16 protein-coding genes are annotated in these 21,541 nt (G+C 70.1%); 3 read left to right on the forward strand and 13 right to left on the reverse strand.

All coding sequences use genetic code 11. The features are described 5' to 3' along the window. Positions 1–17: 17 nt before the first annotated feature. The 6 genes from BFF76_RS14765 to BFF76_RS14790 all read right to left on the reverse strand — a co-directional run bounded on the left by BFF76_RS14765 (position 18) and on the right by BFF76_RS14790 (position 8,095). The gene (locus tag BFF76_RS14765) at positions 18–848 is read right to left on the reverse strand and encodes a S1 family peptidase (RefSeq protein WP_065848397.1); all 831 of its coding nucleotides are present in this window, start codon (positions 846–848) and stop codon (positions 18–20) included. Between the two features lie 104 nt (positions 849–952). Continuing rightward, the gene (locus BFF76_RS14770; RefSeq protein ID WP_053928842.1) at positions 953–2,500 is read right to left on the reverse strand and encodes an RNA polymerase sigma factor; all 1,548 of its coding nucleotides are present in this window, start codon (positions 2,498–2,500) and stop codon (positions 953–955) included. 323 nt (positions 2,501–2,823) lie between these two features. Further along, positions 2,824–3,687, reverse strand: coding sequence for a FadR/GntR family transcriptional regulator (locus BFF76_RS14775; RefSeq protein ID WP_031089341.1), 864 nt, complete (start codon positions 3,685–3,687; stop codon positions 2,824–2,826). 185 nt (positions 3,688–3,872) lie between these two features. Continuing rightward, a complete protein-coding gene (locus BFF76_RS14780; RefSeq protein ID WP_065848398.1) occupies positions 3,873–5,657 on the reverse strand; it encodes an ABC transporter ATP-binding protein in 1,785 nt (594 codons plus the stop codon). A 145-nt stretch (positions 5,658–5,802) separates the two neighbouring features. Then, positions 5,803–6,567: an NUDIX hydrolase gene (locus BFF76_RS14785; RefSeq protein WP_031089338.1), complete on the reverse strand. Its 765-nt coding sequence runs from the start codon at positions 6,565–6,567 to the stop codon at positions 5,803–5,805. 145 nt (positions 6,568–6,712) lie between these two features. Then, positions 6,713–8,095 (reverse strand): DUF4192 domain-containing protein, encoded by a 1,383-nt coding sequence (locus BFF76_RS14790; protein ID WP_031089337.1) that lies wholly within the window; start codon positions 8,093–8,095, stop codon positions 6,713–6,715. Positions 8,096–8,205: 110 nt separating this feature from the next. On the opposite strand from BFF76_RS14790, the gene BFF76_RS14795 reads away from it, so the two are divergent. Then, complete coding sequence (locus tag BFF76_RS14795; protein ID WP_031089336.1) at positions 8,206–10,377, forward strand: RecQ family ATP-dependent DNA helicase; 2,172 nt, start codon at positions 8,206–8,208, stop codon at positions 10,375–10,377. A gap of 216 nt (positions 10,378–10,593) precedes the next feature. Continuing rightward, positions 10,594–11,226, forward strand: a complete 633-nt coding sequence (locus BFF76_RS14800) for a hypothetical protein (protein WP_053928818.1) — start codon at positions 10,594–10,596, stop codon at positions 11,224–11,226. 57 nt (positions 11,227–11,283) lie between these two features. Here the strand turns inward: BFF76_RS14800 and BFF76_RS14805 are convergent, their stop codons facing one another. The 6 genes from BFF76_RS14805 to BFF76_RS14830 form a co-directional block, all read right to left on the reverse strand. Further along, positions 11,284–11,922, reverse strand: coding sequence for a flagellar biosynthesis protein FlhF (locus tag BFF76_RS14805; RefSeq protein ID WP_031089334.1), 639 nt, complete (start codon positions 11,920–11,922; stop codon positions 11,284–11,286). 57 nt (positions 11,923–11,979) lie between these two features. Further along, positions 11,980–12,690, reverse strand: coding sequence for a ribonuclease HII (locus tag BFF76_RS14810; protein WP_065848399.1), 711 nt, complete (start codon positions 12,688–12,690; stop codon positions 11,980–11,982). A gap of 469 nt (positions 12,691–13,159) precedes the next feature. After that, positions 13,160–14,980: a DUF4153 domain-containing protein gene (locus BFF76_RS14815; protein WP_065848400.1), complete on the reverse strand. Its 1,821-nt coding sequence runs from the start codon at positions 14,978–14,980 to the stop codon at positions 13,160–13,162. 218 nt (positions 14,981–15,198) lie between these two features. Next, the gene (locus BFF76_RS14820; RefSeq protein WP_031089329.1) at positions 15,199–16,110 is read right to left on the reverse strand and encodes an ADP-ribosylglycohydrolase family protein; all 912 of its coding nucleotides are present in this window, start codon (positions 16,108–16,110) and stop codon (positions 15,199–15,201) included. 12 nt (positions 16,111–16,122) lie between these two features. Continuing rightward, positions 16,123–16,782: a histidine phosphatase family protein gene (locus BFF76_RS14825; protein WP_031089326.1), complete on the reverse strand. Its 660-nt coding sequence runs from the start codon at positions 16,780–16,782 to the stop codon at positions 16,123–16,125. Positions 16,783–16,874: 92 nt separating this feature from the next. Beyond that, the gene (locus BFF76_RS14830; protein ID WP_031089323.1) at positions 16,875–17,480 is read right to left on the reverse strand and encodes a YdbC family protein; all 606 of its coding nucleotides are present in this window, start codon (positions 17,478–17,480) and stop codon (positions 16,875–16,877) included. Positions 17,481–17,682: 202 nt separating this feature from the next. On the opposite strand from BFF76_RS14830, the gene BFF76_RS14835 reads away from it, so the two are divergent. Next, a complete protein-coding gene (locus BFF76_RS14835; RefSeq protein WP_053928820.1) occupies positions 17,683–18,213 on the forward strand; it encodes a TerD family protein in 531 nt (176 codons plus the stop codon). Between the two features lie 315 nt (positions 18,214–18,528). Here BFF76_RS14835 and BFF76_RS14840 read toward each other — a convergent pair whose 3' ends face one another. Next, positions 18,529–21,438, reverse strand: coding sequence for a vitamin B12-dependent ribonucleotide reductase (locus tag BFF76_RS14840; protein WP_065848422.1), 2,910 nt, complete (start codon positions 21,436–21,438; stop codon positions 18,529–18,531). Positions 21,439–21,541 lie beyond the last annotated feature (103 nt).

Consider the following 21,541-nt stretch of genomic DNA (forward strand, 5'->3'; position numbering starts at 1 on the left):
ATGCACGGTCTCCGCGGTCAGGTCCGGTCGGCCATCCACCGGATCGCCGCGGACACACGCGTGTACACCCCCGGGCTGCCGGGGCTCCCGCAGCCACTGCCCCACGACACGAGCCCGACGAGGCGCCCACGGGCCACCAGCGGGCCTCCGCTGTCTCCCTGGCACGCATCCCGCCCACCCGCCGTGTGACCGGCACAGAGCATCGACGATGCGTCGTAGGCGCCGCGTGTGCCGCCCGGGTACGCCTTTGTACAGTCGCTGTCCGGCAGCACCCGCACGGCGGCGGCGCGCAGCCCTGACGCGTACGCGCCGTATCCGGTGGTGTCCCCCCAGCCGTAGACCGTGGCCGGGGTCCCCGGCGCGTACGCCGCGCTCCCGGCCCCGGCCATCGGGATGACGCTGCTCTTCGGCAGCGCCCGGTCCAGGGTGAGGACCGCGAGGTCGCCGGCATTGGTCCCCGGGTCGTACGACGGATTGACCCACGCCGAACGCACCGGGATCTCCTGCCCGCCCGGCCCGCTCAGTTCGTCCCGCCCGGCGATGATCCGCAGGTCCCGGACCTCCTGGACATCGGTTCCCAGGACGTCCTCCCTCAGGCAGTGCGCGGCCGTCAGTACCTTGGCGGGTGCGATCGCCACGCCGCCGCAGAACTGGCCCGCGCGGATTCCGCCGAACCGGTCACGGCTCGACAGGGCCACGGTCCACGGGCTGTCCGCGACGGCCACGGGCCGTCCGCCGACGATGATGCTGTCCGCCGAGGCGGGCGCCGGGGGACCGAGAGGTATCACCGCCGCAGCGACCGCCAGGGTGCAGGCGGCAGGGAGGACACGGACGAGAACGCGTGGCATGGAGGCTCCTTACGCCGAGGTGAACGTTGCCCACTCAGCGTCATCCGCTCCGGTGCCGACCGCACGCGGACATGGGCCGGGCCCGGCCCATGTCCGTCCGCGATCTAGTCGAGGTAGTCGCGCAGCACCTGCGAACGCGACGGGTGGCGCAGCTTCGACATCGTCTTGGACTCGATCTGACGGATGCGCTCGCGCGTCACCCCGTAGACCTTGCCGATCTCGTCCAGAGTCTTCGGCTGACCGTCGGTGAGACCGAAACGCATCGACACCACGCCCGCCTCACGCTCCGAGAGCGTGTCGAGCACGGAGTGCAGCTGCTCCTGGAGCAGCGTGAAGCTCACCGCGTCCGCGGGAACGACGGCCTCGGAGTCCTCGATCAGGTCCCCGAACTCGCTGTCCCCGTCCTCACCCAGCGGAGTGTGGAGAGAAATCGGCTCGCGGCCGTACTTCTGGACCTCGATGACCTTCTCGGGGGTCATGTCGAGTTCCTTGGCCAGCTCCTCCGGGGTGGGCTCACGGCCCAGGTCCTGGAGCATCTGACGCTGCACCCGCGCGAGCTTGTTGATGACCTCGACCATGTGCACCGGGATACGGATGGTGCGGGCCTGGTCGGCCATGGCGCGGGTGATCGCCTGGCGGATCCACCACGTGGCGTACGTGGAGAACTTGTAACCCTTGGTGTAGTCGAACTTCTCGACCGCGCGGATCAGGCCGAGGTTGCCCTCCTGGATGAGGTCCAGGAAGAGCATGCCGCGACCGGTGTAGCGCTTGGCCAGCGACACCACGAGCCGGAGGTTGGCCTCCAGCAGGTGGTTCTTGGCCCGGCGGCCGTCCTCGGCGATGATCTCCAGCTCGCGCTTGAGCTTCGGCGCGAGCTTGTCGGAGTTCGCCAGCTTGTCCTCGGCGAAGAGCCCGGCCTCGATGCGCTTGGCGAGCTCGACCTCCTGCTCGGCGTTGAGGAGGGGGACCTTGCCGATCTGCTTCAGGTAGTCCTTGACCGGGTCGGCCGTGGCGCCGGCGACGGCGACCTGCTGCGCAGGTGCGTCGTCCTCGTCGTCGTCGGAGAGGACGAAGCCCTTGTTCTCGCCTTCGCCCTCCTCTTCCTCACCCTTGCCGGCCTTGACCTCTTCGACCGCCTCGTCGCCGTCGAGCAGTTCGTCGTCCTGCTTGCCGGCCTTCTTCGCAGCGGTCTTCTTGACCGCGGTCTTCTTCGCGGCGGTCTTCTTGGCAACCGTCTTCTTGGCTGCCGTCTTCTTCGCGGGAGCGGCAACGGCGGCGTCGCCGGCCGCCGCGTCCGCGCCCTCGGCCGCCGGGGCGGCAGATGCCGCGACGGTCCGCGTCACGGCTGTCTTGGCCGCGACGGTCTTGGTGGCGGTGCGCTTGACCGGGCTCTTCGCTGCGACGCTCTTGCGGGCGCGCTTAGGCGACTCCGCGGCACTGACCATCAGCGTCACACCCTCTTCCTCGAGGATCTGGTTGAGGCTGCGCAGAACGTTCTTCCACTGGGTTGGCGGAATCTGGTCAGCCTCGAAGGCCCGACGCACGTCATCGCCGGCGATCTGCCCATCAGCCTTTCCCCGCTCGATGAGCGCCATCACAGACTCGGACTCGGCGATCTCCGGCGGGAGCGTACGGGATGTGCTGGCCGACACGAACAACCTCTCGGAACGATGGAAACGGCTTCCGGCCCGGCCCTGGAGAGGGCTGGAACCGACGACCGTCGACTGGGGATGTCGCCGACGGCGCGGGCTTGGCCTCAGAACTGCACAGCGCACTGTGTGGCTGCTGTATTCCTTCCGCGGCGGTCACCTCTTAAGTCATCGCACTGTTTCGAGGAGTGTTACGCCCAATTCTCGTGGCCCCAGTCACACCCCATCCGCGACAAACAGACCCAGAGGTCACATCTCCGCGCAAAGACGCCGCCGAATCACGTGGGCCGGGCGGTACACAGTGCACATACCCGGCCTTACGGCGTTCAGTGCTCGCGAGGCGCGGGAACCACCCGTTCCCCGCCGGTGGGACCCACCAGCAGTTGCCGCATGGCGGCCTCTGCGTCTGCGGAATCACCCGACGCGAGGGCCTCGACGATCCGCGCGTGGTGGCCGAGGGACGCCTCGGCCGGCCGGTCGCAGCCGGTGACGGGACCGCCGGAGACATGCAGGGCGGCGGACACGATCCCGGAGAGGTGTTCGAGCATGCGGTTGCCCGCCGCCTGGATCAGAAGGGCATGGAACTCCGCGTCAGCCCTGGAGAACGTGAGGGAGTCCCCCTGCCCCATCGCGTGTCCCATGATCTCGATCATGTCGCCGAGGCGCTGCTGGATGTCCTCGCGCCCGTGGCCGGCTGCCAGGCGGGCGGCCAGCGGCTCGATGGTCCACCGGAGGTCTTCCAGTTCTCCGCGCTGGTCGTCACGCTGCGGGCCGAAGGCTCGCCATTCGATGATGTCGGGGTCCAGCAGGTTCCAGTCACTCACCGGCCGGACCCGGGTACCCACGTTGGGCCGGGCGCTGACCAGGCCCTTGGCCTCGAGAACGCGCAGGGATTCCCTCACAACGGTGCGGGACACCTCGAATCGCTGGCCGATCTCCTCCGGGACCAGCGGACGGTCGGCACCGAGATCACCGGAAACGATCATCTGACCGAGCTGCTGAACCAGTTGGCCGTGAAGTCCACGGCCGCGACTGGCCGTGCCGCGTCGGCCCGCCCGCCCAAGATCGGATTCGGCGCCGCCCCAGGGACGGAGGGCGGGGCGCTCGCCGGCCGGCGTCTCGGTGTAGGGGTAGCGGTCGAGTTCGCCCGGACCGGCGAGGCCGGAGTCGGCGGAGCGGGCGGCGGTCATCGGGGTGTGCGCAAGGGTACTCACGCATCCTTGTTTCGGCGCGCCTCAGCCAGCCCTTGAGGTCTTTGCTGAAAAGCACACGAAAGGGTGATCGGCACCCACTCCTCAATTGACGCGTTATCGGTAGAAATCACATCTTTTCAAGTGAGTTGCCTGCAAAGAGTCATCGAGCCTGGGCGATCCGGTCACCAACGGGCCCTGCCTCGAAGGCTGGTGAACACATACGCGCAGATCAAGGCGGACAACGACAAGGAAAGCGCCAGCCCTACGGGTTGGGCCACCACGCGTACGACGGCCATGGCCCATCGGTCCGTCTCGTACGGCCACTGCAGCCAGCCGAGTTCACGCAGCCGGCCCGGCAGTCCGCTGATCGAACGGGCGGAGGGTCCCGCGAGGAGCTTCTGCATCAGCGGCACGACGAGCACGGGCACCGCCAGTACGGCAGCGACTCCGGCACCGGTCAGCCGGAACACGCCTGCCCCCAGCAGCCCCGCCCAGGCGCACCCGACCGACAGCCCGGCCCAACTGGCGGCGAGCTGGACCGCGTTCGCCGGAACACCGACCAAGTCGCCTCCGTAGACGAGGCGCAGAGCTTCTGCGTCCACCAGCACGGAGAGCACGGCGAGCAACAGCGCGACGCCCGCCGAGACCGACAGTTTGGCCACCAGGAGGCCGAGACGGCGCGGGACCGTCCCGCGCCCGGCGGCGAGTGCCGGGTAGCGGAACTCGTCACCGAAGGAGAGGGCGCCCAGCAGCCCGGCGGCGAACGCGGCCGGCGGAAGCGGCAGCAGATCCGGCCAGGCGACCAGCAGGTCCGGCAGCGGCGTCCTGCCGGAGCGGGCCAGCAGCACGGAGAGGCACGCGGAGACGACCAGGACGGCCGCCATGATCAGGGTGGCCGTCCGGACCCCGAAGAGGCGGCGCATCTCGTACCGGAGGGGACGAAGCGGCCCACGGGCCGGGCGCACGGAAATCGGCGGGGGCAGCTTCGAGATCGCCACGGTCGAGGCGGGCCCCGGCAGGACGGTCCTCACCGGACCACCGTCCTGGCCCCGAGCAGGACCACCACCCGGGCCCCGGGCCGGAGCGGTCACGGGGCCCGCGTCCCCGGTCTCGTCGGCGAGCTGATGGAGGGGGACACCGTGCCGGTACGCAGTGTCCCCCACCTCTGCGCAGCTGCTGCCGTACACCGACAGCCGGCTGCCGCCCTCGGCCACCACTTCGACGGAGCGCCGGGTGGCGCGCGCCTCCCGGCTCACCACGGCGGCCAGCCGGGCTGCGTGCGGGGTCCGCACGGCGACCCTCGGCCGCAGGCGGGTACGCGAGAAGTCCGCGACGTCCTGGTCGGCCACGAGGCGTCCGTCACCGATGGTGATCACACGGTCGGCCGCGCGGGCGGCCTCCTTGGGGTCGCCGGTCGTGTGCAGGACCGTGCCGCCCTCGGCGGCGTGTGCGCGGAGCAGGCCGTGGAGCCAGCTCTTCTCACGGGGTGAGAGGCCCGCCGTGGGTTCGTCGAGCACGAGCGTGTGGGGGTCGCCGAGCAGCGCGGAGGCGAGGCCGAGCCGCCGGTCCATTCCCGCCGAGAGGGTTCCGACGCGCTGGTCCCCCAGCCCTGCGAGACCGACGACGTCGAGCAGTTCGTCGGCTCGCGACGCGGGAACCCCCGCCGCGGCGCAGAGCATGCGGAGCTGTCCTCGCGCGGTACGCGCGGGATGCCCAGGCACGTCTCCGAGCAGCACCCCGACCTCCCGGGCGGGATGACCGATGCGGTGCAGCGGGCGGCCCTTGAAGTAGGTGACGCCCCGCCCCGTCTCCAGCTCGAGCATCAGACGGAGAGCTGTGGTCTTGCCGGAGCCGGGAGCACCGAGCAATACGGTGACACTGCCGGACGGGGCTTCGAAGGTCAGGTCGTCCACGACGGGGGGACCGTCGCGGCGGGGGGCGCTGGTGAGTCCGATGGCCTGGAGCATCGCTTCTCTCGCGGAGGGTGAGACCGCTCGGCGGCAGTGTGGAGGGCCCCTGCAAGATAACGCGACATTTAAGACTTTTGGTGCACCGATGCTTCAGTGGGCGTTCCGCAGGGCCGCGCGGCATGAGCTCGCGGTCCTGGTCCGGTCAGACTTCCGGCCTCAGCATCGGAGGGTTGAGCACCGTCGCCGCACCGGCCCGGAACAGTTGGGCCGGGCGACCCCCCTGCCGCGTGGTCGTCCCTCCGGACGGGACCAGGAAGCCGGGCGTGCCGGTGACCTTGCGGTGGAAATTCCGGGGGTCGAGGACCACCCCCCACACCGCCTCGTACACCCTCCGCAGCTCACCGACCGTGAACTCGGGCGGGCAGAACGCCGTGGCCAGGGAGGAGTACTCGATCTTCGAGCGGGCCCGCTCCACCCCGTCGTCGAGGATTCTCGCGTGATCGAAGGCCAGTGGCGCAGCCTGTTCGCCGTCGCGGGCGAAACCGCCCCCCGGCCCGATCAGATCGTCGACGGACGCCCAGCGGGCACTGTTCGCGTCACCGCCGGCACGCGGCGCCGGGAGGTCGGGGGCAAGCGCGAGGTGCGCGACGCTGACGACCCTCATCCGCGGGTCCCGCGCCGGGTCACCGTAGGTGGCCAACTGTTCGAGGTGGGCGCCGTTCCCTACGGCGGGGGCGACCGGATCGTGCGCGCAGAGCCCGGTCTCCTCCGCGAGTTCACGAGCTGCCGCCGCACCGAGATCCTCATCGGCTCTGACGAACCCGCCGGGCAGCGCCCACCGCCCCTGGAACGGCGCTTCACCTCGGCGTACCACCAACGCGCAGAGCGCGTGACGTCGCACCGTGAGGACGACCAGGTCGACGGTGACAGCGAAGGGCGGGAAGGTCGACGGGTCGTAGGGCGGCATACCGAAATCATAGTCGTCTTCCTGACGATAAACACTCTCTTCGCGACAACGGTTCCTCGCCCGGACCCTGTTCGCGGTTTCTCCTCCCTCCAGCCGCGGTCGTCCCGGAGCAGGGTCATCCGTCCGCCCCAGGGAGCACGGCCCGTCAATCGCTGCTCCTGGCACCGCGGTGGCCACGCCGCCTGGCGTCACGGGCCCGCCCCCGGCCTGCGGCTGTGCCGGGACGGGATGCGGCTCCCGGTGACGGCCGGTGCGTCATGCTCCGTTTCCCCCTCCCGGCCGGAGCGCGCCTTGGTCCCGGCGCGGCCGGAGCACGCGCGGGCCTCGGCCCTGTCCGCCGCTCCGGGCGCCGGCCGCCCTGTTCCGGAGCAGTGCTGCTGCTTCCGTCGCTGTTGCCGTCGCCGTCGCGCACGGTGCGCTCCCCACGGAGACAACGACGCAGCGTTTCCGGGTCCAGTCCCTGGTTGCATGCCTGATGCAGCAGTTGAGCGAACGTGTAGGCGGGGTCGGCCCGCAGTGCGAGCCCCAACGCCACCCTGGCGCCCGCCTCGTCGCCGGTGGACCACGACACCCACCCGGCCAGCGTGAGCGGTGCCGCCGAGTGCTCCACGTACGGACCGACACACCGGCGGGCGAGAGCACGCCACAGCCTCAGCGCCGATCCGCCTTCGCCGCCCTCCATCCACTCGGCGGCCCTGTCCCTCGTCTCGCGGTCCTGAAGGCCGAGAATCACAGCCGCCGCCTCGTCGGCGGTGATCAGGGCGTCGTCACGGCTGTCCTCCCCCGCGGGGCCCGCCGCCGGCGCGCCCTGGAGGCGCTCCATGAGGTCACGCGCGAGCGCGAGAGTGTCGCGCGCCACCTCACCGCGACCGTCGACGTCGAGGATGCGGGACACCAGCACGGCACCCGCCGAATCCAGAGCCCGCTCCTGCTCTCGTGCCGCCGGGGACTCCCACGGCGTGAGCCCGGCCTCCATGTCCCGCAGCGATCCGCGCACCTGAACTCCGGCGTATGCCGCTGCTGCCGCCATGACCGTGGTCCCCGGCAGCGCCAGCGGATTGCCCTCGACCGGGCAGCAGCGGTCGTCGGGGCAGCAGTAGGACCAGTAACGGCCGTCGGAGATGCAGAGTGCCTCGAGCACGGGGACATCGAGCGCCCCGCAGGCGGTACGCAGGCGCTGGGCGAGCGGTCGCAGCCGTTCCATGGTCTGCGGAGCGCTCTCCCCCTCGGCCGGGTCCTGGCAGAGGAAGACGATGATCGCGTCGGGGCGGGATTCGTGCCTCTCGCTTCCCGCGATCAGGCACTGCGCCAGTTGGTCGGCGACGGGCGCCCATTCCTCGGGCTCCTGCGGGATGCCCAGCCTGAGCCGGCCGCCGAAGCGGCCCCGGCCACCGTGCAGGGCCACCATGACCACGCTGTCGTTCGGATGGAAGCCCATCAGATACGGAAGGGCGTCGGCAAGTTCGGCGGGACCGCGCAAGGTGATCTGCTGCGCGTCGGGTGCGGTGGTTTCGTCGTGCCTGTTCATGGCACGACAGTCCCGCGGGGCGCCGATTTCCGCGACCCCTGTGGATAAAGTTATCCACAGGTGCCGGCCGCCGTTCGCGGTTTGTCCCGCCCATCGGGTTGCATGGGGGCATGACCAACGCAGACCGCGCAGAGCTCAGAGCCTCGGCCGATTCCGTACTCGCCCGCCTGGTCGGGGACACCACCGGCGCCGCCCGGCTGCGCGAGGACCAGTGGCGGGCCATCGAGGCCCTCGTCGCCGACAAGCGCAGAGCCCTGGTCGTCCAGAGGACGGGGTGGGGCAAGTCCGCCGTGTACTTCGTGGCGACGTCGCTGCTGCGCGCGCGGGGCAGCGGACCGACGGTCATCGTCTCGCCCCTGCTCGCACTGATGCGCAACCAGGTGGCGGCGGCAGCCAGGGCGGGTATCAGCGCCCGCACCATCAACTCCTCCAACACCGAGGAGTGGGACACCGTCCAGGCCGAGGTGGCGGCGGGCGAGGTGGATGTACTGCTGGTCAGTCCGGAGCGGCTCAACAACCCCGACTTCCGGGATCAGGTGCTGCCGCGCCTTGCCGCCGCGACGGGTCTGCTGGTGGTCGACGAGGCGCACTGCATCTCCGACTGGGGCCATGATTTCCGGCCGGACTACCGACGGCTGCGGACCATGCTCGCCGATCTGCCGGCGGGCGTTCCCGTGCTTGCCACGACCGCCACCGCCAATGCCCGCGTGACCGCGGACGTCGCGGAGCAGCTCGGCACGGGGGCCGGCACGGACGCGCTGGTGCTGCGGGGGGCGCTGGACCGGGAAAGCCTCAGCCTCGGCGTGCTTCAACTGCCCAATGCCGCACACCGCCTGGCCTGGTTGGGTGACCATCTCGGAGAGCTGCCGGGCTCAGGCATCATCTACACACTCACGGTCGCCGCGGCCGAGGAGATCACGGCCTACCTCCGCCAGTGCGGACACCCGGTCACGTCGTACACCGGGCGGACGGAGAACGCCGACCGGCAGCAGGCGGAGGACGATCTCCTGGCCAACCGGGTCAAGGCCCTGGTGGCCACGTCCGCGCTCGGTATGGGCTTCGACAAGCCGGACCTCGGCTTCGTCGTGCATGTGGGATCGCCGTCCTCGCCCATCGCCTACTACCAGCAGGTAGGACGTGCGGGACGTGGAGTCGAGCACGCCGAGGTCCTGCTGCTCCCCGGCAAGGAGGACGAAGCCATCTGGCAGTACTTCGCATCGGTCGCCTTCCCTCCGGAGGAACAGGTCCGGCGCACGCTCGACGTCCTCGCCCAGGCAGGCAGGCCACTGTCGCTTCCCGCCATGGAACCGCTGGTCGACCTGCGGCGCACCCGTCTCGAGACGATGCTCAAGGTGCTGGACGTCGACGGAGCGGTGAAGCGGGTGAAGGGCGGCTGGATCTCCACCGGAGAACCCTGGGCGTACGACTCCGAGCGCTACGCCTGGGTCGCACGGCAGCGGGCCGCGGAGCAGCAAGCCATGCGCGACTACGCTTCCGGGACCGGCTGCCGCATGGAGTTCCTCCGGCGTCAGCTGGACGACGAAGAGGCCACCGCCTGCGGACGCTGTGACAACTGCGCGGGCGCACGGTTCGACGACAAGGTCTCCACGGCTGCCCTCGACGGAGCACGCGGCGAGCTCGGCAGACCCGGGGTCGAGGTGGAGCCGCGCAAGATGTGGCCCACAGGGCTCTCCGCGGTGGGGGTCGATCTCAAGGGCCGTATCCCCGCGGGTGAGCTGGCGCTTCCCGGCCGGGCTCTGGGCAGGCTCTCGGACATCGGCTGGGGGAACAGACTCCGTCCACTGCTCGCGGCGCAGGCGCAGGACGGACCGGTCCCGGACGACGTGGCCAGCGCGGTGGTCACGGTCATCACCGACTGGGCGAAGGGGCCGGGCGGCTGGGCCACCGGGGCCCCGGACGCTGCCCCGCGGCCGGCTGGTGTGGTGACGGTCGCCTCCCGCCGCAGACCGCAGTTGGTCCACTCGCTCGGCAGCCGGATCGCGGAGGTCGGCCGGATGCCACTGCTGGGGACGGTCACCTACGCTCCGGGCAGCGAGGACCTGCTGGTCTCCCGCACCAACAGTGCGCAGCGGGTGAGGGCGTTGCACGAGGCGCTCGTCGTGGAGCCCGCACTGGCTGAGGCGCTCGCGGCCGCGGGCGGGCCCGTCCTGCTCGTGGACGATCTTTCCGACACGGGGTGGACCCTGGCGGTCGCGGCACGGCTGCTCCGGCGTGCGGGAGCGGAGGAGGTGTTTCCGCTGGTCCTCGCAGTCCAGGCATGACGAATGGCATCGTTCGTCGTCGAACGGGGCAGGGATATGCGTGTCATTCCGTCAGATATCCGTCAGCCGCATCAATTGCTCGTTGCCGCCTGCCGATACGACAGGAAGAATTGGAGTCGCTCCCCGCACGGTCTTTCGCGGGCCCGGAAGGGCTGTGCCGCGGCGCGTCCTCATCCCACCCTGCCCGCACCGTGGGCGCGTAGCGAAGGGAGGACCGTGACCTTCGGATTCGCTCCGTCCGCAGCCACGTCTCTGTCGGCGTCCGCAGGCTCCGTCAGCCACGTTGCCAGAATGCTCGAACCGGCCGAGTGGGCTGCGGCGGGCATACCCCTGCTGCGCAGTCCGCGTGAGGTGGTCAGCGGCCTCCACGCGCGGCACCGGCCGACACCGGCCACCGCCGTCGTCGCCGTCCTCGATCATGAGGAACGGCTCACGGCCAGCGCCTCGTTCGCCCGGCGGTCCACCGTCGCCACGGACGGCTGGGAGTTCCGCAACGCACTGCTCGCACACCTGCGCCGGGTGATTCCGCACGATCTGCGCCGCCGCACCCCGGTGCGTACGGCGATCCTCCTCTACTGCCGCGAAGGTGACGAGCGTTGGACGGAGGAGGACGGGGCGTGGATGTGGGGGCTGAGAGACGCCTGCACGCTGCACGGCCTTCGCTGCGGGGCCTACATCACCCTGACGCGTGGAGGCTGGCAGGTACTCGGCGAAGGCCGGAGCGGCCGGAGACCGACTCTGCTGTCCAGGCCGTCGGCCCTGGCGGACACCTCAACCGACCACGATCCTGTGCCGATGAGCACCGGGGGCGGGGCGGCCGAGGCGCTGAGGCGGAGCGCCGCACGGTGAGACGGGACGTGGGCCCCGGGCGTCCTCACGGACAGCCGGGGCCCACGGACCCGCGGATCAGGCAGCGGCGCCGAGCGCCGAGTTGATCTTCTTCGGGTCTCCGCACACGATCAGCAGGCCGCCGGCGCGCTCCCGTACGTCGGACAGCGCACGGGCAGCGGCCTCGTCGAGGTCGCTGTTCACCGCGACGACGACCACTGAACGGGACGCGCAGCGTTCCGCGTTCGCGGTGCGGGCGAAGAACACGTCGTCACCCGCGTCGTGCTGCGCCCAGTACGTGGTCTCTCCGAAGGAGAGCTCGTGCGCGGCCCAGGGGTGCTGTTCGCCGGTGGTGAGCACCAGGATGTCGCCGGGTGACCGGCCGGAGTCGAGCAACAGGTCGACGGTCTCCTCGGCAGCGTCGATCGCGCCGTCGGCCGAGGCCGGGATGAGCTGGAACTGCGCGGCGGGACGCTCCTCCGGCGCCTTCCGCACGGCAGGGGCCGGAGCAGCGGGAGAGGCGGAAGCGGTATGCGTGCGCTGCGCCGGGGGCGCGGGCCGCGCGGGGCCGCGGCCGGGGCTTCCGGGACGCGGTGTGGCCGCGGAACGCGGACCGGGGACGGGACGGGGGGTCGACGCGGTGCGGCCGGCGGCCGGAATGACGCGGGGACCCTGGGCGCTCTCGGAAATCTGAGGCTCCTCGGGGATGAGAGGCATGAATGGTTGTCTGTCACAGCCGACGCGAACACGTCGGCGGGTGGTACGCCTGCGCGATCAGAAATCGAAGCCGAGCTGGCCCCCGCTTTCCAATGCCGCCGCCTCGGCGGAGAACCGGACCTTCTTCAGGTGCTGCCACTTGGGCAGCGCGTCGAGGTAGGCCCAGCTGAGGCGATGGTGGGGCGTAGGCCCCCGCTCCTCCAGCGCGGCCCGGTGCACCGGTGACGGATAGCCGGCGTTCGCGCCGAAGGCGAAGTCTGCGTACTGCCCCGTGTCCGCGCCCAGTTCGCCCATCATCGCGTCCCGGTGGACCTTGGCAATCACCGAGGCCGCCGCGACGGCGATGCAGGACTGGTCGCCCTTGATCACGGTACGGACGTTCCAGGGCGGTCCGAGGTAGTCGTGCTTGCCGTCGAGGATCACGGCGTCAGGCCGTACCGGCAGGAGCTCGAGCGCCCTGACGGCCGCGAGACGAAGAGCTGCGGTCATGCCGAGTTCGTCGATCTCCAGTGGTGAGGCATGCCCCAGCCCGAAGGCCGTGACCCACTTCTCGAGCACCGGAGCGAGTTCCGCCCGGCGCCTGGGGCTGATCAGCTTGGAGTCGGTCAGGCCCTCAGGGGGTCTGCGGAGACCGGTGACGGCGGCGCACACGGTGACGGGGCCGGCCCACGCTCCGCGTCCGACCTCATCGACACCGGCGACGGTCCTGGCACCGGACGTAGCGCGCAGTGAGCGCTCGACGGTGTGCGTGGGTGGTTCGTACGGCATGGCGCCTGCCAGGTTACGCCGATGGGCACCGCAATAACACCCCGGGGTACCGTCCGGCAGTTCCGCACCCGCCCGGCCTCCTCCGAAGCGCCCCGAGCCGGCGCGCGGCGGGCCCGGTGGCAGCGGGCAGCCCAGGTAATTGTCCGGCGGCCGCTCGCCACAGCGCGTCGGGGCGCAACGTGGCACGGGCCTCGCCGACCGGGTCACGTTCCACAAACGCCCGCAGCGAGAGCAGGTGTTCGGAGAGCCCGGGGTGTACACCGGCGTGAGCGAGAGGTCGATCGGCTGCACAAGCGGCGGGCGGACGCGGACGGAACCGTGCGGGCCGCCTCTTCGGGGCGGCCCGCACGACGCACACGGCCCGTGAGCGGAGGACCCGCGGTTCATCACGGCCGGCCAGATCCTCGGGACGGCCCGGTTCACTACGGGGCGTCCCTCAGCACGGCTGCCAGATCAGACAGCAGTCAGCTCAGTACGGGTCGTAGGAGTCATCCTCCTCGTATCCTTCCCGCTCGCCGGTCCCCTCGCCCAGGCGGTAGCACTCGGTCCCGTTGTTCTGTACGGGGTGCTTCTCCAGGATGTCCCGGGCCCTGACCTCGCCCCAGCTGGAGGCGTACCACGGAGCCTCCGTGACGGTGAGGTCGCGATCGATGTTCTCCAGGGCACAGGACCTCAGCGGCTCCGGCAGCGTGTTCAGGGCCGGTACGGCATCCGCGGAGAGCCCCGCGAGGTAATCGATGTCGATCGGCTTGTCCCTGCCGTGCCGCTGGACGCTCTGTTCGGCGATCAGCCCGTCGGGCGAGACCAGCCCGAAGGCGAGAACGCCGACGGCAGCGCTCACGGCGATCGCGCGTGGCAGCAGCTTGGCTCCGAAGACGCCGGCCGCGAGGATCATGACCAGCACCACTCCGAGCCAGAGCTCCACAGCGGCGACAGAGATCCGCAGCCGGGTCAGCCCGAAGGCGTCCACGTAGAGGTCCATGCGGCGCAGCGCGGAGGCCACGACGACGAGCGTGAGGACGCACAGGGCACCGAGGACCCCCCGGACCAGGGCCCGGTCGCGCGGTCCGCCCCGCGGGGCCCAGCGCAGGGCGAGTGCGATGACGATCAGAGTCAGCACGGTGGCCCAGAGGAGCTGCCAGAAGCCCTGGCGGGCGTATGCGGCGGGGGTCAGTCCCGTCTCCTCCAGCACCTTGTCGTACCCCCCGAGGAGCACGACGAGCTGAAGCGTGATGAAGGCGGCGAAGAGCAGGTTGAGCACGATCAGCGGAAGGGCCCACTCCGCCCTGTTCCTTGCCTTGCCCGGCCTGACGGTGATGCCGTCCCAGCGCACCGGCGCCGCAGCGCTGTACGCGGTGGCGAGCGCACCGACGAGCCCGAGCACGAAGAGGAAGGCGCGCCAGGGGCTGTCTCCGACCGACGCGTCGGGGGTCAGGCTGCCCAGCAGGTCGGCGAAGGCCGCGTCCGCCGAGGCGAAGAGCGCGCCGAACACGACGAGCAGCACGACGGCCACCGCGGTGCTGCGCACGATGGTGCGGACTCTGCCGCGGGAGTCGTCCGCGCGGGCGCGCACCCCGTGCCACCCCCATCGCACACCCGCCGCGACCGAGGGGAACAGCCCCACCGACCCGAGCAGCACCCCCAGCCAGCTGCGGCTGCCGTGCAGAGCGAGCGAGCCCAGGGCGAGGGCCGAGACCACGGCGAGGAAGACCGGCCAACCCGCTTCCCGGAGCGCCGGAACCACAAGGAGCGTCAGGCCGCCCACCGCCCAGACGGCGGTCCAGGGCCGTAGCCCGCGCCGTGCCGAGCGCGCGGCGAAGAAGGCACCCAGGGCTGCGGGCAGGGCCACGATAAGCAGGTTGGGGCCAAGGCCGTCGCCGAGCAGCAGGGCGCTGAGCAGCGCCGTGGCGAGAACCGACCAGAGCGTGCCCGGCCCGATCGCGGGCGGGGAAGCGGTCCGCAGCCGGGACAGTACGCCGGGCTGCTGCTGTCCCTGCCGCTGCCGCTGCCAGACGTCGCCCGGCGGTGCCTGGAGGTAGGCGGGCACCTTCGGCACGTCCGGTCCTGCGTTCTGCGGCGGAACCGGCGGGGTGGAAGCCGGCGGGGTGGAAGCCCGTGCAAGCTGCTTCCCCGCGTCCGGCTTCGCCCCTGCCGCCTTCGCTCGGCCGGGACCTCCGGGTGCCGCCTCGTTCACCGGCTCGGGCGCGGTGCCTGACGTGGATTTCGCCGCGTCACGGGACTCCTCCGGCTTCTCGGGCCTGCTGGACGCGTCGGACGACTGATCGGACATGGGACCCCTCCCCCACCGAGGTCCGCTCGCACGGCCACATCGCGGCACGACTGCCCCGGCTTCTCTAGGCGCACGCCCACCAAGATCAATGAGGACGGCGTGGCCGAAAGACTAAGTTCCGTCCCGGCGGTTCGGACGGCCGGGGCCGCTGCTGTGTCAGGACCGTGACAGTAAGAACTGCCGATGGCTGACCGCAAGCCCGTGGGTCCGGCGGTATGTCAGGTACGCGCCGGAGCGAGGGGGACCCAGTCCGGCAGTTGCTCGGTGCGGGCCAGCCAGTCCGCCGGAGGGGCACCGGCCGGCTCAGCGGCGACGATTCCGCCGACGATCGCGCAGGTGGTGTCCACGTCACCGCCGGCCTGGGCCGTCACCCAGAAGGCCTGTTCGAAATCACCGAGGCTCCGCGCCGCCGACCAGAGCGCGAACGGCACCGTGTCGTGCGCACTCGTACGGCGGCCGTTGCCGAGCACCGCCGCGACCGTCCCCGCGTCCCGGTAGTCGAGCATGTCGCGCGCTCTGCGCAGGCCGGCGCCGACGGCGCTGCGCGGCACGAGGGCGACGACACCGTCGATCAGGTCCTCCGGCGTGGGCGGCCCTCCCGGTGCGGCGACGAGGGCGGCGGCGGCCGCGACGGCCATGGCCCCCACGACGGCTTCGCGGTGCTGGTGGGTGGTGTACGAGGAGATCTCCGCCTGGTGCGTGGCCTGCTCCGGGTCGTGCGCGTACCAGGCGCCCAGCGGCGCGATACGCATCGCCGAACCGTTGCCCCAGGAGCCCTGGCCCTGGAAGAGGGCAGATGCCAGCTCACGCCAGTCGCCGCCTTCTCTCACCAGCCTGAGCAACCGGTTGACCGCGGGCCCGTAGCCCCGGTCGAAGTCGTGGTGCCGGGCGAAGGAGTGGGCGAGCGCGTCCTGGTCGACACGCTCGTGGGAGGCCAGTACGGCCAGCACGGAGCAGGCCATCTCGGTGTCGTCGGTCCACTGCCAGCCGTCGGGCGGCAGGTCCCGGCTCTTGAGCAAGGGGTAGTTGGCCGGGACGAAGAACTGGGAGCCGAGGGCATCTCCCACGGAGAGTCCACGCAGGCTGGCCAGAGCGCGTTCGAAGCGGTCAGTAGCAGAGTCAGCGGTCATCGCCCTGCCACTCTATCCGGTGATGCCGTACGGCTCAGGAGTGCGCCACTGCTCGAAGGGCCGGTCGAGCGTGTACCGGCCGTCCTCACCGAGCAGCAGCACCCTGGATTCACCGTTTCCGGGATTGGACAGCGACTCGAATTCCGCGACCGACCAGTGGAACCAGCGCATGCAGAAGAGCCTCATGGTCAGCCCGTGGGTGACCAGCAGGACGTTGGGCGGATGGTCGGGCGCCTCGAAGCTGCGGTGGAGGCTCTCCAGGAACGCGTCGACCCGGTCGTACACATCGGCACCGGACTCACCCTGCGCGAAGCGGTAGAAGAAGTGCCCGTAGGCGTCCCGGTAGACCTTCTGCAGCCTGACGTCGTCCCGGTCCTGCCAATTGCCCCAGTCCTGCTCGCGCAGCCGGGGCTCCTCCCTGATGCGCACATGTTCCGGTTCGAGGCCGAACGCCCTGAACGTCTCATGGGTTCGCCGGTAGGGCGAGATGTAGACGCTTACACGCTCGTCGCCGAAGGTCTCACGCAGCCGGGAGCCCGTCGCCGCCGCCTGACGCCTGCCCTTGGACGTGAGCCTGAGGGCGTGGTCGGGCTCACGTTCGTAGACCGTGTCGTCGACGTTGCCCTCGGACTCGCCGTGGCGGACAAGAACGATGCGTTGCGGTCGTGCCATGTACCGACCCTAGATGCCGTCCGGCCCGGTCGAGCAACTGTGCGGGCTCCATCGGGCGTATGTGACCGAGGAAACGGCCGGAGGGGTGCGGGTCAGACCGTCCACGACGGTTCGAGCTGCACCACGTCCCCCGTGAGCGATTCGACGTCCTTCTCGGTCTCGGCCCGCGCCGAGAGCCGGGCGACGCCCTCGGGCCGGTACTTGCCGCGCTCGGTGCTCGACTGCCACATGGACAACACCAGGAACTCATGTCCCGGGGCTTCTCCGAAGAGTCCGCGCAGCATCCCGGGAGAACCGGCCATGGCGGGGTTCCACACACGTTGCTGCATGAGCGCGAAGTGGTCGACCCGGTCCTCGTACACCCGGCTGTGCGCGACCCTGACCACGTCCGCATCGGTGAAGTCCGGCGTGAAACCTGTCTTCACATCGAATCGGTACTCGAAGAGACTGACACGCATGTCCTTGTACGTGCCGGACTGCGGCGCGGCCAGCTTGTCATGCCCGCGGGCCATGAAGGAATCGTAGAAGACCCGGTTCTCCCAGAACGCGAACACGTGGGCGACGTCGGGCCGCCCTCGGCTCCACCCGCCGCTCTGGGTACGGAATCCCGGCTCACCGAGCAGCCCCGCCCACTTCCGCTGCCCCCGCTCGAAACCGTGGCGGTCCACCACGGTGCAGCGAATCCACTTGACCAGCACTGCGCCATCGTACGGCGCCCGGCGTGGCGCGGGTCACGCTCGGCACCGGCCGGGGCCTGTTGGCGCCTGCGGCGCACAACTCAGGCCACACCATGGCCCGAATACGACGTCCGTTTCCAACGCGGTTGGATCCACGGACAGTTACGGACATGATCTGAGGATGGAAGAGGTCCGACGGTCCAGCAGCGAGGAGGCATGTCCGATGAGCACTCCCAACAAGGACATCGAGAAGGTAGAAGTGAGGGTCAAGTGGGACCCCAGCGCCACCGGCGAACCCGCCAACGACCTCGACATCATCGCGGCCACGTACGGGACCGACTCGCCCTACGGCACTCCCGCCTATCTCGTGCACTTCGACAGCAGGTCGCCGGACGGGACGATCACGCTGAACCGGGACAGCCGGACCGGACAGGGGTTCGGCTTCGACGAGGTGATGACACTCGAACTGGACCGGCTGTCGGACGCGTACTCCAGGGTCGTCGTCGGTGTGGCCATCCAGCAGCGCGACGGCCGCAAGACCTTCGGCCAGATAGAACACACGGCCGTGCAGATCCGCGAGGGCTACACGAATCTGGCGGAGAACGACTTCTCGGCGGTGGCCGCCGCCAGCGCCGCGGTCGTCGCGGAGTTCGTCCGGGATGCCTCGGGGTCCTGGGGCTTCCGGGGGGACGTCCGCGGCTTCGACGGCGATCCTGATTCGTTCGCCTCGGTGATGGGGAGCCGGTCCGGCTGATGTCCGACGGGGCGCGGGCCCCTGACGCCACGTCGAGGGCGCCTGGGAAGGATCATCCTGATGATGTTCGGCACCCCTCGAAGACGGCCTCTTCGAGGGGCTGGACCGAAGACTCGACCGGCACCCACACCTTCGGCAGGGGTGTCGTGCTGCTCATCCACCGTCCTCGCACGACGGATCATCCTGGCCACGCCCCGTGCGGCGTGACGGCACGCCGAAGGGGACCGGCCGACGGCCGGTCCCCTTCGTGCGCTGCTGGTCAGCTACCCGTGCGGTCCGCACCGGTTGTCCCGTCCGGTGCGGCTAAGCGCAGTATCAGCTGCACCCGCTGGTGGAGCCGCAGCCCTCGCAGATGTAGCAGGAGCCGGCACGCTGCATCTTCGTGCCGCACGAGAAGCACAGCGGCGCGTCCGCGCTGATGCCGAGCTGCATCTCGACCAGCTCGGCCGAGGTGTGCGCGGCCCTGGGAGCCGGCTTCTCAGCGGCGCTCTCCTCGGGCGGCGCGACGGCCTTCAGCGGTTCCACGCGCACGGGGGCGGACTGGGCCAGACTCTCCACGTCCAGCTCGCCGTCCCCGAAGGCGGGCTCGTACGACCCGGTGTCGAGGTGACGCTGACGCTCCTCGGCCGAGTGGATGCCGAGCGCGGAGCGCGTCTCGAACGGCAGGAAGTCGAGCGCCAGGCGGCGGAAGATGTAGTCGACGATCGACTGCGCCATCCGCACGTCCGGGTCGTCCGTCATACCGGCCGGCTCGAAGCGCATGTTGGTGAACTTGGAGACGTAGGTCTCCAGCGGCACGCCGTACTGCAGACCGACCGAGACCGCGATCGAGAAGGCGTCCATCATGCCGGCGAGGGTGGAGCCCTGCTTGGACATCTTCAGGAAGACCTCACCGAGACCGTCGTCCGGGTAGGAGTTGGCGGTCATGTAACCCTCGGCGCCACCCACCGTGAAGGAGGTCGTGATCCCCGGGCGGCCCTTGGGCAGACGCTTGCGGACCGGGCGGTACTCGACGACCTTCTCGACAGCCGTGCGGATGGTGTCCTCGGCCTTGGCGGTGACCGCCTCCTTCTCCTTCTCCTTCGTCTTGGCGGAGAGGGGCTGGCCGACCTTGCAGTTGTCGCGGTAGATCGCGAGCGCCTTGACGCCCATCTTCCACGCCTCGAAGTAGACCTCCTCGACGTCCTCGACCGTGGCCGTCTCCGGCAGGTTCACGGTCTTGGACAGTGCGCCGGAGATCCACGGCTGGATGGCCGCCATCATCCGGACGTGCCCCATGGCCGAGATGGAACGCTCGCCCATGGCGCAGTCGAAGACCTCGTAGTGCTCGGTCTTGAGAGCGGGCGCGTCGATCACGTTGCCGTTGTCGGCGATGTGGGCGACGATCGCCTCGATCTGCTCCGGCTGGTAGCCGAGACGGCGCAGGGCCTGCGGCACCGTGCCGTTGACGATCTGCATCGAGCCGCCGCCGACGAGCTTCTTGAACTTGACCAGGGCGAGGTCCGGCTCGAGGCCGGTGGTGTCGCAGGACATCGCGAGACCGATGGTGCCGGTCGGGGCGATGACCGAGGCCTGGGCGTTGCGGAAGCCGTTCTTCGCGCCGAGGCGGAGCACGTCCTGCCATGCCTCCGTGGCGGCGGCCCAGACCGGCGAGTCCAGGTCGTCGACGTGGACGGCCACGGCGTTGGCGTCCGAGTGCTGCTTCATGACGCGCTGGTGCGGCTCGGCGTTGCGGGCGTAACCGTCGTACGGGCCGACGACAGCGGCGAGCTCGGCGGAGCGCCGGTAGGACGTGCCCGTCATCAGCGAGGTGATGGCGCCGGCGAGCGCACGGCCGCCGTCGCTGTCGTACGCGTGCCCGGTGGCCATCAGCAGAGCGCCGAGGTTGGCGTAGCCGATGCCCAGCTGGCGGTAGGCGCGGGTGTTCTCGCCGATCTTCTGGGTCGGGAAGTCCGCGAAGCAGATCGAGATGTCCATCGCGGTGATGACCAGCTCGACGACCTTGGCGAAGCGCTCGGCCTGGAAGGACTGGTGGCCCTCACCGTCGTCCTTGAGGAACTTCATCAGGTTCAGCGAAGCGAGGTTGCACGAGGTGTTGTCCAGGTGCATGTACTCGCTGCAGGGGTTCGAGCCGTTGATGCGGCCGGACTCCGGGCAGGTGTGCCACTGGTTGATGGTGTCGTCGTACTGGATGCCGGGGTCGGCACAGGCCCAGGCCGCTTCGGCCATCTTGCGGAAGAGGGACTTCGCCTCGACCTCTTCGATGACGTCACCGGTCATCCGGGCGCGCAGCCCGAACTTCCCGTCGGACTCGACGGCCTTCATGAACTCGTCGTTCACGCGGACCGAGTTGTTGGCGTTCTGGTACTGGACGGACGTGATGTCGTCGCCGCCCAGGTCCATGTCGAAGCCCGCGTCACGAAGGGCGCGGATCTTCTCCTCCTCCTTCACCTTGGTCTCGATGAAGTTCTCGATGTCGGGGTGGTCGACGTCGAGGATGACCATCTTGGCCGCGCGGCGGGTGGCGCCACCCGACTTGATCGTTCCCGCGGAGGCGTCGGCGCCACGCATGAAGGAGACAGGGCCGGAGGCGTTGCCGCCGGAGGAGAGCAGCTCCTTGGAGGAGCGGATGCGGGACAGGTTCAGGCCGGCACCGGAGCCGCCCTTGAAGATCATGCCCTCTTCCTTGTACCAGTCGAGGATCGACTCCATCGAGTCGTCGACGGCCAGGATGAAGCAGGCCGAGACCTGCTGCGGCTGGGGCGTTCCGACGTTGAACCAGACCGGCGAGTTGAAGCTGAAGATCTGGTGCAGGAGGGCGTAGGCCAGCTCGTGCTCGAAGATCTCGGCGTCGGCGGGGGAAGCGAAGTAGCCGTGCTCCTCGCCGGCCTTCCGGTAGGTCTTCACGATCCGGTCGATCAGCTGTCGCAGACCCGTCTCGCGCTGCGGCGTGCCGACAGCCCCGCGGAAGTACTTGCTGGTGACGATGTTGACCGCGTTCACCGACCAGAAGCCGGGGAACTCGACGCCACGCTGCTCGAAGTTGACCGAGCCGTCGCGCCAGTTGGTCATGACGACGTCACGGCGCTCCCACACGACCTCGTCGTACGGATGCACGCCGGGAGTCGTGTGGATGCGCTCGATGCGCAGGCCCTGCTTGGTCGCAGTCGACTTGGCTCCCTTGGTACGGGAACCTCGTGCCGGGCCGCTCGCCGTCTCTGTCATGCCGCCTCCCATATGTGGGCAAAAACGCCCTGAAGTGCCCAGTTCTTCCCAGGGCACAGTGTGTGTCTGATGCTCCGGACGCCACGCGCGGCGTCACGGAACA

Origin of the sequence: Streptomyces mutomycini (assembly GCF_001700505.1) — a bacterium.
Taxonomy (GTDB): domain Bacteria; phylum Actinomycetota; class Actinomycetes; order Streptomycetales; family Streptomycetaceae; genus Streptomyces; species Streptomyces mutomycini.

Bases quoted from the DNA above. Each gene is read 5' to 3' on its own strand.
- BFF76_RS14805 (WP_031089334.1), bottom strand. From the start codon at position 11,922: ATGCCTCTCATCCCCGAGGAGCCTCAGATTTCCGAGAGCGCCCAGGGT.
- BFF76_RS14785 (WP_031089338.1), bottom strand. From the start codon at position 6,567: ATGCCGCCCTACGACCCGTCGACCTTCCCGCCCTTCGCTGTCACCGTC.
- BFF76_RS14775 (WP_031089341.1), bottom strand. From the start codon at position 3,687: ATGACCGCCGCCCGCTCCGCCGACTCCGGCCTCGCCGGTCCGGGCGAA.
- BFF76_RS14810 (WP_065848399.1), bottom strand. From the start codon at position 12,690: ATGCCGTACGAACCACCCACGCACACCGTCGAGCGCTCACTGCGCGCT.
- BFF76_RS14765 (WP_065848397.1), bottom strand. From the start codon at position 848: ATGCCACGCGTTCTCGTCCGTGTCCTCCCTGCCGCCTGCACCCTGGCG.
- BFF76_RS14795 (WP_031089336.1), top strand. From the start codon at position 8,206: ATGACCAACGCAGACCGCGCAGAGCTCAGAGCCTCGGCCGATTCCGTA.
- BFF76_RS14840 (WP_065848422.1), bottom strand. From the start codon at position 21,438: ATGACAGAGACGGCGAGCGGCCCGGCACGAGGTTCCCGTACCAAGGGA.
- BFF76_RS14780 (WP_065848398.1), bottom strand. From the start codon at position 5,657: ATGCTCCAGGCCATCGGACTCACCAGCGCCCCCCGCCGCGACGGTCCC.
- BFF76_RS14825 (WP_031089326.1), bottom strand. From the start codon at position 16,782: ATGGCACGACCGCAACGCATCGTTCTTGTCCGCCACGGCGAGTCCGAG.
- BFF76_RS14815 (WP_065848400.1), bottom strand. From the start codon at position 14,980: ATGTCCGATCAGTCGTCCGACGCGTCCAGCAGGCCCGAGAAGCCGGAG.
- BFF76_RS14820 (WP_031089329.1), bottom strand. From the start codon at position 16,110: ATGACCGCTGACTCTGCTACTGACCGCTTCGAACGCGCTCTGGCCAGC.
- BFF76_RS14835 (WP_053928820.1), top strand. From the start codon at position 17,683: ATGAGCACTCCCAACAAGGACATCGAGAAGGTAGAAGTGAGGGTCAAG.
- BFF76_RS14790 (WP_031089337.1), bottom strand. From the start codon at position 8,095: ATGAACAGGCACGACGAAACCACCGCACCCGACGCGCAGCAGATCACC.